This is a genomic window from Phytohabitans rumicis (assembly GCF_011764445.1).
GTDB classification, from domain to species: Bacteria; Actinomycetota; Actinomycetes; order Mycobacteriales; family Micromonosporaceae; genus Phytohabitans; species Phytohabitans rumicis.
Genome location: NZ_BLPG01000001.1, coordinates 8,257,360 through 8,268,319 on the forward strand (window position 1 = coordinate 8,257,360; position 10,960 = coordinate 8,268,319).

Below are 10,960 nucleotides of genomic sequence, written 5' to 3' on the forward strand. Positions count from 1 at the left end.
GTCGCGCTGGCGCTGGTCGCCGGCGCCCTGACCGCGACCCCGCCACGGCCGGCGGCGCCACGGGCGCCACCACGCCGCCGCCGGACAGCAGCTTCCAGAAGGTCACCCTGAACGACTTCCCGGGCGAGCCGATGAGCCTCGCCATCCTGCCGGACAACCGGGTCCTGCACACCGCGCGCACCGGCGAGGTCCGCATCCACGACCCGCGCACCGGCCTGAACGTGCTCGCCGCCGACGTCCCGGTGTACCAGCACGACGAGGAGGGCCTGCAGGGCATCGCGATCGACCCGGACTTCGCCCGGAACAAGTGGGTCTACCTGTACTACTCGCCGCCGCTCAACACGCCGACCGACGACCCGGCCACGCCGGACGTGAACGAGGGCGACGCGCCCACCGACGGAACGGCGGCCGACTGGGCGCCGTACCGGGGCGTACTGCGGCTGTCCCGGTTCAAGCTCGACGGCAACACGCTGCGGCTGGGCACCGAGCAGCGCATCATCGACGTACCCGTGGACCGGGGCATCTGCTGCCACGTCGGCGGCCAGGTCGACTTCGACGGCAAGGGCAACCTCTATCTGTCCACAGGGGACGACTCGAACCCGTTCTCCTCGGGCGGCTACGCGCCGCTCGACGAGCGCGCGACCCGGCACCCCGCGTTCGACGCGCAGCGCACCTCGGCCAACACCAACGACCTGCGGGGCAAGCTGCTGCGCATCCGGGTCAAGCCGGGCGGCGGCTACACCATCCCGGCGGGCAACCTCTTCAAGCCGGGTACGCCCAAGACCCGACCGGAGGTCTACGCGATGGGCCTGCGCAACCCGTTCCGCTTCGCGGTGGACCGGGCCAGCGGCGACGTGTACCTCGGCGACTACTCACCCGACGCGGGCCAGGCCGATCCGGCCCGCGGCCCGGCGGGGCAGGGCCGCTGGCTGCTCGTCGACCGGCCGGCGAACTACGGCTGGCCGTACTGCGCGGCGCCCGACAAGCCGTACGTCGACTACGACTTCGCCACCGGGCAGTCCGGGGCACCGTTCGACTGCCGGCGCCCGGTGAACGACTCGCCGCGCAACACCGGCCTGCGCGCGCTACCGCCGGTGGCGCAGGCGGACGTGGCGTACTCCTATGGGGCGTCGGCGCAGTTCCCGCAGCTCGGCGTCGGCGGCATCGGCCCGATGGGCGGGCCGGCGTACGACTACGACGCGCGCAGCCGGTCCCGGATCAAGTGGCCGGCCTATTACGACGGCGCCCCGCTCTTCTACGAGTGGACCCGCGACTACGTCAAGGAGTTCCGGCTCGACCGGCACGGCCAGGTACGGGACATCCGGCCGGTGCTGCCGTCGGTCGTGTTCGACAACCCGATGGACCTGGAGTTCGGCCCGGACGGCGCGCTCTACGTCCTGGAGTACGGCGACGGGTTCTTCTCCGAGAACCCGGACGCGCAGCTGGCCCGGATCGACTTCGTCCGGGGCAACCGCACCCCGGAGCCGAAGATCAGCGCCAACCCGCTGGCCGGCCTCGCCCCGCTGACGGTCACGTTCTCCAGCGCGGGCACCGTCGACGCCGACGGGGACGCGCTGAGGTACGCCTGGGACTTCGACGCGAACGGCACCGTCGACTCCACCGCGCCGAACCCGACGTACACCTACACCGCGAACGGCGAGTACCGGCCGACGCTGAAGGTCACCGACAGCACCGGACGGTCGGCCTCGGCCGAGCTGCCGTTCATGGTCGGCCCGCGGGCCCCGGTCGTCACGCTGGTCAAGCCGGTGGCCACCCAGCCGTTCCAGTTCGGCCAGCAGATCGAGTACGAGGTCAGCGTCCTCGACGACACCCCGACCGACTGCGCGAACGTCACCGTGACCTTCATCCTGGGCCATGACCAGCACGGGCACCCGATCTCCACCGCGACCGGGTGCACCGGCACCATCGACACGACCATCGACGACCACGGGGGAGCGGAGAACCTCTTCGCCGTGTTCGTCGCCTCGTACACGGACAACGGCACCCCGCCGCAGACCGGCACCGCCCAGGTGATCCTGGACCCAACCCCCTAGCTTCTTTGGAGTGATCAAGGCGTCCTTCAAGTCGTTGGGACAACTTGAAGGACGCCTTGATCACGGGACGGGGACGCGGGCGACGGCGCCGTAGCCCAATGGGCGCGCGACGTCGCCCGCCTCGTCCGCCGAGTCCGGCCGCCAGTCCGGCAGGAACGCCACGCCCGGCTCGACCAGCTCCAGGCCCTGGAACCAGGCGCCGATCTCGTCCCGGGTACGGACGTAGACGTGCTCGTTGGCCTGGGCGTACGCGGCGACCAGGCGGGCGACCTGGGCGCGCAGCTCGGGGTCGGCGTGCTCGTCGGCGATGTGCGAGATGGTCAGGTAGCTGCCCGGTGCGAGCTGGCTCCGGTACGCGGCGACCAGCTCCTCGGGCCGGTCCTGCGGGCCGATGAAGAGCAGCAGCCCCACGATCAGCAGCCCGATCGGCTGGCTGAAGTCGAGCAGCGCGCGGGTCTCCGGGTGCTCCAGCACGGCCGCCACGTCGCGCACGTCCGCCTGGATGATCGTCGCGTGTGGATTGCCCTCCAGCAGGGTCTTGGCGTACTTGTACGCGACCGGCTCGTAGTCCACATAGACCACTCGCGCGTCCGGCACCCGCTGCTGGGCGATCTCGTGCACGTTGCCCACGGTGGGGATGCCCGAGCCGAGGTCGAGGAACTGGCGGATGCCCTGGTCGAGCTGGAAGCGCACGGCCCGTTGCAGGAACGATCGGTTGAGGCGGGTCACCTGCGGCACCGAGGGTGCGATGGTCAGCACCTGGTCGGCGAACGCCCGGTCGACCGCGAAGTTGTGCGCCCCGCCCAGAAAGTAGTCGTACGCCCGGGCGGCGCTGGGGATGTCGACGTCGAACTCCTTGGGACCGTAACTCATCGCGGCAGTCTAACCCTTGAAAATTGGCGTCATATACCGGAGCATCAATGAAGGAAACCTTCTACCTGGAGGTCCTCAATGCTGCGTCGTGCCGCCCTGGTCCTCGGCCTACTCCTCGCCGTCCTGCTGGTGCCATCGCCGGCCGTCGCGGCCACCGCCCTGACCGCCGCCAACTTCCGCCTGCAAGCCACCGCCTACTCAGGACTGATCGACGACCTGGACGCCGCGCTGCCGAACGTGAGCGTGCCGGGCGTCGTGGCCGACGGCAACCGCGTCGCCACCTCGTGCTCGCCCGGCGCGTCCAACCGGCTCGCCTCGTTCTGCTGGAACAGCGGCGACAACGGCGTGACGTACTGGATCCCGCAGGGCATCACGACGACCGCGGACGCGTACGACGCCGGCACGTACGAGGGTGCCACCGCGATCCTGGTGAGCTGGTACGACGACGGCACCGACGGGGTCGACCGCGGCGTGCGGGTCTCCTTTGTGGACTACTCCACGCCGTCCGCGCCCACGTACCGGCACGTGCTGCTGGTCGAGCCGTACACCCGCACCGACGGGCGGGCCTCGTTCCGGGCCGTCAACGTCCACGCCGGCGGCATGTTCTGGTACGGCCACTACCTGTACGTCGCGTCCACCAGCCTCGGGTTCCGGGTCTTCGACATGCGGCACATCTGGCAGGCCGGCACCACGAACGATGCGCTCATCGGCTGGCAGTCGGACGGCACCTACCAGGCGTACGGCTACAAGTACGTGCTGCCGCAGGTCTTCACGTACGCCCGCTCCACCGCCGGCGGGTACGCCAACCTCACGTTCTCGTTCGCCTCGCTCGACCGCACCAGCACGCCGGACAGCGTCATCGTCGGCGAGTACGCCTACCCCGGCACCGGTACCCGGCTGGTGCGATTCCCCATCGACTACACGACCCGGATGCTGACCGAGTCCACCGACGGCTACGCGCACGCCACCCAGGCGTACGACGTGTCGGTCACCAGCATGCAGGGCGCCACCGCCATCAACGGCACGTACTATCTGTCCACAAGCGATGGTGACGCCAACAAGGGCGACCTGGCCACGTTCACGCCCGGCGGGTCCGTGGTCATGCACACCGACAACCTGCCGATCGGGCCGGAGGACGTGTCGTACTGGCGGGACAAGGACCAGCTGTGGTCGCTGACTGAGTACGCAGGCAGCCGTTCGGTCTTCGCGGTGCGCGCGTCCGCGTACTAGGGGCGTGTCTGATGGATCTTGTGGGTGCGAGGCGAGGTCCAGGCGGCGTCCGGTGGTGCCGGGCGGAAGGTCGCATACCGGTGTTGTATGCGGCCTTTCGACCGGTGCCGCTGGTCGTCGTCTGGGCCCGCCGCAGCCCCACAGAGATCCATCAGACACGCCCTAACGCTTGGGGGCCCAGCGGCCGACGACGGCCGCGACCACCGACACCAGATAGAGCTGTCCGACGACGGCCTCGGTGACCACGACCGCGCGGGCCACCCCGGAGACCGGCACGATGTCGCCGAACCCGGTCGTCGTCAGGGTGATGACGCTGAAGTAGAGGAACGCGGAGGCGTCGGCCGGGTCGGTCACCCCGTCCAGATACGGGTTGCCCAGCGTGGCGGCCAGGAACTGGTGCAGGCTGGAGTAGAGCAGCGCCAGCAGCAGGTACGTCGCGAGCGCACCGTTCACGGTGTACACGTCGACCCGCCGGCGCTGCCAGAGCGCCTGGAGGATCGCCGCGATCGTCGCGGCCACCAGCGCGGTCAGCGCCGCGTTGGTCAGCGCGATGCTCACCCGCTCGTTGCCCAGCAGGATGGCGACCACGCTGACCGCGAAGGCGGCGACCGCGCCGGCGATCGAGGCCCGCACCCAGCGGTGCCGGGGGCCGGCGAGTCCGGTCGCCGCCACCAGCAAGCCGCCGAGGAGCAGCGCGCGGACCGGACCCACCACGCTGCGCTCGCCGGCCGCGATGATCAAGACATATAGGACGACGATCGCCACCAGCATGGCCCCAAAACGCGGCGTCCGGACCTCTTCCACCCAAGTCAGGGTACGTCCAGCAGAATGGGGTTCATGGAGCTTCCGATCATGCCGCCGGTCCAACCGATGCTGGCCAAGTCGGTCAAGGACCTGCCGGCCGGAGCGATGAGCTTCGAGCCGAAGTGGGACGGCTTCCGGTCGATCATCTTCCGTGACGGCGGCGAGGTGGAGATCGGCAGCCGCAACGAAAAGCCGATGACCCGGTACTTCCCGGAGGTCGTCGAGGCGGCCCTGGCCAACCTGCCGCCCCGGTGTGTCGTGGACGGCGAGATCATCTTGATCGCGCCCTCGGGTGACCGGCTCGACTTCGAGCTGCTCCAGCAGCGGATCCACCCCGCGGCGAGCCGGGTGAAGATGCTGTCCGAGCAGACGCCCGCCCGGTTTGTCGCGTTCGACCTGCTCGCGCTCGGCGACGTCGACTGGACCGGCCGGCCGTTCGCCGAGCGCCGGGCCGCGCTGGAGGAGGCCCTCGCCGGCGCCTCCGCGCCCGTACACGTGACACCCGCGACCATCGACCGGGAGATCGCCCAGCGTTGGTTCCACCAGTTCGAGGGCGCCGGGCTGGACGGCGTGGTCGCCAAGCCGCTCGACGGTGCGTACGAACCGGACAAAAGGGTCATGTTCAAGGTCAAGCACGAGCGCACCGCCGACTGCGTGGTCGCCGGATACCGGGTGCACAAGAGCGGCCCGGACCGGATCGGGTCGCTCCTGCTCGGCCTCTACAACACCGCGGGCGAGCTGGCCAGCGTCGGCGTGATCGGGGCGTTCCCGCTGGCCCGGCGCGCCGAGCTCTTCGAGGAGATGCAGCCGCTGGTGACCACGTTCGACGACCACCCGTGGGCGTGGGCCAAGCAGGAAGAGGGCACCCGCACCCCGCGCAACGCCGAGGGCAGCCGCTGGGCCGCAGGCAAGGACCTGTCGTTCACGCCGCTGCGCCCCGAGCGGGTGGTGGAGGTCCGGTACGACCACATGGAGGGCATCCGGTTCCGCCACACCGCCCAGTTCGTCCGCTGGCGCCCCGACCGCGAGCCGAAGTCGTGCACCTACGAGCAGCTCGAGGAGCCAGTCAACTTCGACCTCGCCGACGTGCTGGGGGCCCGCTAGAGACGTCTCGCGGTGGGGGGTCAGGAAACTCAAAGATGGTGAGCTGCCGCGACGTCCGTCGTGGCAGCCCAAAACTCGATCCCTAGATCGACGCCGACCTGCGGTGATCATGGTCTTAGCGGCGTGGGAAAGGGCTCTCCCTGGCGCTAGGCCCATGGTCACCGCCGTAGGCGGTGGCCCGCGCGCCGCTCCGTCGATCAAGGACTTCTGCGTCGATCAAGGGCATATGGCCGTGGATTGGAGATCAAAGCACGACCGTTCGCCCTTGATCGACGGCAAAGGGGGTCGCGCCCCCGGGGCGCGGCCAGCGCGCTCCGCGCGGGCAGTCGGCGCCGCGCGAAGGGGCGGGTCAGACGGGGGAGGAGTAGCGCGGGCCGGCTGGGAGGCGGATCTTGGTGGGGCCGGGGACGTGGCGGGTGCGGGACACGAGCACCGGGCACTCGGCGTGCCGGAGTACCGCCTGGGTCACCGGGCCGAGCAGGGTCTGCCGCAAGCCTTGAGCCCCCACGACCACCAACTGCGCGTCGGCCGACGCCTCGATCAGGGCCTGGTCGGCGGGGCCGTCCACCTCGCGGTGCTCCACGGGCAGACTGCCCAGGTCGCCGAGCCGCTCGGTGCACGGTGCGCCCTGGGCGTGCAGGACGACGAGGCCGGTCTGCCGGCGGCGCGCCTCTTCGACCGCGGTCTCCAAGCCGACCGCGGCGTCCGCCGAGCCGTCGACGCCGACGACCACCGGGCCGGTACGGTCGTCGCCGCGTACGCACAGGACGGGACCGGCCGCGCGCGCCGCGACCTGGAACGACACCGCGTCCGTCTGGTCGCCGGACCGGGCGGGGTCGTGCGCGCGCAGGACCAGGAGCGCGGACTTGGACGCCGTCCGCAGCAAGATCTGGGTCGGGTCGCCGTCGACCACCTCGGCGGAGATGTCGAGGTCAGGGTGCTCGGCCTCGGCCCACGCCGCCGCCTCTTCCACGGTCCGTTCGGCGTGCTCGCGCTCCTCGCCGGTGCTGCCCGGGGGCAGTTCCAGCGGCCACACGAATGCGTGGACGATGCGCAGCGGTCTTCCGGTCAGCGCCGCCGTGCGAGCCGCCAGGCGCACCGCGCCCGCGTCCTCGGCCAGATCCTTGACACCTACCGCAACGGGCGCCTCACCCATGTCCATGACCGCTTACCTCCACGCTGAGGTCTGGCGAAGTACCCCCCGCCCACCCCAGCTAACCCCATGTGACGCCGTCACAACAGCCCGGATGCGAGATCGCGAGCTATCCCACACCAGACCTCAAGACCCGATCAAGGACTTTCGCCGCGATCAAGGGCAAACGGTCGTGGATTGGAGATCAAAGCACGACCGTTCGCCCTTGATCGACGGAAAGAGGGGGGCGAGGCCGGTGGCATATCGGTTCGGCCATAGCACGGGGGAAAGGGTGGCGCGGAGCGACGACGAAGAGTATTTAAAGATGCAAAGACTTGCATCAACGGAGGGGGACCGTCGTGCGTACGCTAGCCCGAGCGCTCGTCATCGCCGTCGTCGCAGGGGGCCTGCCGGCCCTCGCGGGCACGGCCAGCGCGGCAGCCCCGGCGCCGCGCGACCTCGGCCTCGCGGGTGAGACCCACGTTTCGCGCGACGTCGACAACCGCGAAGGACGGGCCGCGCCGAGCGCGTTGCAGCGCGGCCTCGCCGGCAACGCCGTCCGCTTCAACGCATTGGGTACGCCCAGCGCGCTAGGCCCCGCGAGCGATCCGTTGGCCACCGGGCTGCCGACCGAGCCGGAGGCCGCGGCCCGGGCCTACCTGGTGCGCAATCAAAGCCTGTTCGGGCTGGACGAGGCAGCCGTAGCGGGCCTGGAAGCGATCCTGGTGCAGCCGGTCGGCAAGGGTGCGGTGGTCACCCTGCGGCAGCGCTTCGGCGACCTGCCGGCCGGGCCCGACGGACTGGTGACGGTGCTGGTCAGCGGCGGCGACGCCATCCGGGTCACCTCGTCGCTGTCGCGCGACACCGGTGCGCCGGAGGCGGCGACGCTGACCGAGGCCGACGCCGTACGCATCGCGCGCGAGGACATCGGCTCCGGCACGGCATCGGCCAGCGTCAAGCGGGTGGCCGTGCCCACGCCGCTGGACGGGGCGCGCGCCGCGTACGCGGTGACGCTGACCAACACCGAGGCGGCCGAGCCGATCGCGGTGACCACCTATGTGGACGGTCGTACGGGCAAGGTGCTGGTCCGCGAGGACCTCGTCGACTTCGACTCGGACAATCCAAAGTGGGCGGTCTTCCCGGCGACGCCCACCCAGCAGGGGCGCGACACCCGGGTGTTGTGGTGCCTGGAGCAGGTGGGGCGCTGCGTGAAGTCGGTCCGCGACCCGGCTACCGGCCAGGCGTGGGACGTCGACGTCGCGACCGGCACGCCGACGTTCACCTCGCGCGGCAACTCCGCCGACAACGTGCTCAACCTCGGCGCCGGCAACCCGGCCGTGCCCGCGACGCCGAGCCTGACCCGGGACTACGTCTACCCGTTCACGGACCAGTGGCGGGCGGCCCGCTGCAACCCGGCGGTCTTCACATCGGCGCAGCGCAACGACGCCGACGCCGCGATCGCCAACCTCTTCGCGATGCACAACCGGATGCACGACTGGTCGTACAACCTGGGCTTCACCGAGTCGGCGTGGAACATGCAGCTGGTCAACCTCTCCGGCGAGGGCCTGGGCGGCGACCCCGAGCAGGGCCGGGCGCAGGCCAACGCGCTGGGCGGCAGCCGCAACAACGCCAACCAGGGCACCGGGCGCGACGGCCTGCCGCCGACCACGAACATGTTCCTGTGGCAGCCGGTCGCCGGCGGCGTGTACCCGCCGTGCGTGGACGGCGACTACGACATGACCGTGATCGGGCACGAGTACAGCCACGCGATCACCAACCGGATGATCGCCGGGCCGGACAGCGGCATCGGGTCGGCGCAGGGCCAGGCGATGGGCGAGTCGTGGAGCGACATGCTGGCCGCCGAGTACCTGTACGAGTACGGCTTCCGGGCACCCGGCGACAGCCCGTTCGTCACCGGTGCGTACGTCACCGGCAACACCACCACCGGCATCCGCAACTACGACTCGTCCAAGAGCCCGCTGAACTACTCCGACGTCGGCTACGACCTCGTCGGGCAGCAGGTGCACGCGGACGGTGAGATCTGGAGCGCGACCAACATCCGGCTGCGCGCCGCGTTCGTCAAGAAGTACGGGAACGGCACGCCCTCGTTGCAGGCCCGCTGCGCCGACGGCCTGGTCGAGGTCACCGCCTGCCCGGGCAACCGGCGCTGGGTGCAGTTGCTCTTCGACTCGTTCCTGCTCCAGGCGAGCAGCCAGGTCAGCATGGTGGACATGCGCGACAACATGCTGGCCGCCGACCTGGTCCGCTTCGGCGGGGAAAACCAGGAACTGATGTGGAACGCCTTCGCCGAGGCGGGCATGGGGCAGGACGCGGTGAGCGGCCCGGGCGACGCGGACCCGACGCCGAGCTTCGCCTCGCCGTACGCGGAGAACGCCACCGTCACGCTCCGCCCGGTGGGTGACGCCGAGGGCGCGCCGATCCGGCTCTACGTCGGCGCGTACGAGGCGCGGGCCATGCCGGTCGCCGACACCGACCCGGAGACCGACCTGCCGGACACCTTCCAGATCATCCCGGGTACGCGGTTCCAGATGGTCGCGGCCGGCCCCGGCTATGGACACCGGAAGTTCGAGATGTTGTTCCTGCCGGGGCGTACCCAGGAATTGCGCTTGAACCTGCCGCGCAACCTGGCGTCCGCCACCGGCGGCGCCGCGGTCTCCGGTCCGGGGGTGAACGCCGACAAGCTCATCGACGACACCGAGGCGACGAACTGGGTCTCGACCGACGGCGTCGCCGGCCGCACGCTGACCGTCGACCTCGCGGGCGAGGGCCGGCAGCTGGTCAGCGTCGTGAACGTCAGCGCCCTGCTCCGCCCGCAGATCACCAGCGACGCCGATCCCATCGTGCAGAACAGGTTCAGCGCGCTGCGGTCGTTCGCGGTATGGGCCTGCGACGCGACGAGGGCCGACTGCACCACGGACGCCGGCTACCGGCGGGTCTACCGCAGCGAGTCGAACGCGTTCCCGGCGGGTGCGTTCCGCCCGACGGCGCCGTCGCTCAACCTGCGGACGTTCCGCTTCAACCCGGTGCACGCCACGCACCTGCGCCTGGAGGTGCTGGCCAGCCAGTGCACCGGCGGCCCGCTGTACGCCGGTGAGCAGGACGCCGACCCGGCCGCGGCGACGGACTGCACGACGGCGAGCCCGTTCGCGACGTACGTCCGGGTGGCCGAGTTCCAGGCGTTCACGCGGTAGTCATTGGCCCATTGCAGGTGGCGGTGGATTGGCCTAGTTGCTGGGCCAATCCACCGCCTAGCGTGAACCGCATGACGCATGTATCCCGGATGGATTTCGACGCGCTGGCCCCCGCGTTCAGCAGGGCGATGAACCGGCTCGACGCCGCTGCCGCCGACGGCGACCTGGAACGGTCGCTGCGCGAGCTGGTCCGCATCCACGCCTCGCAGCTCAACGGCTGCGCGTACTGCATCGACATGCACGCCAAGGACGCGCGGGCCGCCGGCGAGACCGAGCAGCGGATCTACGCGCTGCCGGCCTGGCGGGAGACGCCTTACTTCACCGAGCGGGAGCGGGCCGCCCTCGCCCTGACCGAGGCCGTCACCGTGCCGACCCGCGCTGGCGTCCCCGACGACGTGTACGCCGACGCGGCCAAGCACTTCGCGGAGGGCGAGCTGGCTCAGCTCATCTCCGTTATCGTCACCATCAACGCGTGGAACCGGATCGGCGTGGCCGCTCGACCCTGGGAGCCGGGGTCGTACCAGCCCTGACCGCCGGCTGGCCGAGGGGGA

Annotated in this window: 8 protein-coding genes; 5 read left to right on the forward strand and 3 right to left on the reverse strand. The window is 70.7% G+C overall.

The window, feature by feature from the left end; genetic code table 11:
* The first annotated feature begins 131 nt into the window (after window positions 1-131).
* Window positions 132-2,054, forward strand: coding sequence for a PQQ-dependent sugar dehydrogenase (locus Prum_RS37375; protein WP_173081330.1), 1,923 nt, complete (start codon window positions 132-134; stop codon window positions 2,052-2,054).
* A 60-nt stretch (window positions 2,055-2,114) separates the two neighbouring features.
* Here Prum_RS37375 and Prum_RS37380 read toward each other — a convergent pair whose 3' ends face one another.
* A complete protein-coding gene (locus tag Prum_RS37380) occupies window positions 2,115-2,927 on the reverse strand; it encodes an SAM-dependent methyltransferase (protein ID WP_173081332.1) in 813 nt (270 codons plus the stop codon).
* A 78-nt stretch (window positions 2,928-3,005) separates the two neighbouring features.
* Here Prum_RS37380 and Prum_RS37385 point away from each other — a divergent pair, with 78 nt between their 5' ends.
* The gene (locus Prum_RS37385) at window positions 3,006-4,157 is read left to right on the forward strand and encodes a hypothetical protein (RefSeq protein WP_173081334.1); all 1,152 of its coding nucleotides are present in this window, start codon (window positions 3,006-3,008) and stop codon (window positions 4,155-4,157) included.
* 162 nt (window positions 4,158-4,319) lie between these two features.
* On the opposite strand, the gene Prum_RS37390 is transcribed toward Prum_RS37385, so the two are convergent.
* Window positions 4,320-4,961: a potassium channel family protein gene (locus Prum_RS37390; protein WP_173081336.1), complete on the reverse strand. Its 642-nt coding sequence runs from the start codon at window positions 4,959-4,961 to the stop codon at window positions 4,320-4,322.
* A gap of 33 nt (window positions 4,962-4,994) precedes the next feature.
* Between Prum_RS37390 and Prum_RS37395 the strand changes: the two genes are divergently transcribed.
* Entirely contained in the window at window positions 4,995-6,065 is a 1,071-nt protein-coding gene (locus tag Prum_RS37395) for an ATP-dependent DNA ligase (protein ID WP_173081338.1), read from the forward strand.
* 349 nt (window positions 6,066-6,414) lie between these two features.
* On the opposite strand, the gene Prum_RS37400 is transcribed toward Prum_RS37395, so the two are convergent.
* Complete coding sequence (locus Prum_RS37400) at window positions 6,415-7,227, reverse strand: universal stress protein (protein WP_173081340.1); 813 nt, start codon at window positions 7,225-7,227, stop codon at window positions 6,415-6,417.
* Between the two features lie 329 nt (window positions 7,228-7,556).
* On the opposite strand from Prum_RS37400, the gene Prum_RS37405 reads away from it, so the two are divergent.
* Together Prum_RS37405 and Prum_RS37410 are read left to right on the forward strand one after the other, a co-directional pair.
* On the forward strand, window positions 7,557-10,409 hold the full coding sequence (locus Prum_RS37405; RefSeq protein ID WP_173081342.1) for a M36 family metallopeptidase: 2,853 nt from the start codon (window positions 7,557-7,559) through the stop codon (window positions 10,407-10,409).
* A gap of 71 nt (window positions 10,410-10,480) precedes the next feature.
* The gene (locus Prum_RS37410) at window positions 10,481-10,939 is read left to right on the forward strand and encodes a carboxymuconolactone decarboxylase family protein (protein ID WP_173081344.1); all 459 of its coding nucleotides are present in this window, start codon (window positions 10,481-10,483) and stop codon (window positions 10,937-10,939) included.
* The last annotated feature ends 21 nt before the right edge of the window (window positions 10,940-10,960 follow it).

Bases quoted from the DNA above. Each gene is read 5' to 3' on its own strand.
- Prum_RS37400 (WP_173081340.1), bottom strand. From the start codon at position 7,227: ATGGACATGGGTGAGGCGCCCGTTGCGGTAGGTGTCAAGGATCTGGCC.
- Prum_RS37385 (WP_173081334.1), top strand. From the start codon at position 3,006: ATGCTGCGTCGTGCCGCCCTGGTCCTCGGCCTACTCCTCGCCGTCCTG.
- Prum_RS37395 (WP_173081338.1), top strand. From the start codon at position 4,995: ATGGAGCTTCCGATCATGCCGCCGGTCCAACCGATGCTGGCCAAGTCG.
- Prum_RS37410 (WP_173081344.1), top strand. From the start codon at position 10,481: ATGACGCATGTATCCCGGATGGATTTCGACGCGCTGGCCCCCGCGTTC.
- Prum_RS37375 (WP_173081330.1), top strand. From the start codon at position 132: ATGAGCCTCGCCATCCTGCCGGACAACCGGGTCCTGCACACCGCGCGC.
- Prum_RS37380 (WP_173081332.1), bottom strand. From the start codon at position 2,927: ATGAGTTACGGTCCCAAGGAGTTCGACGTCGACATCCCCAGCGCCGCC.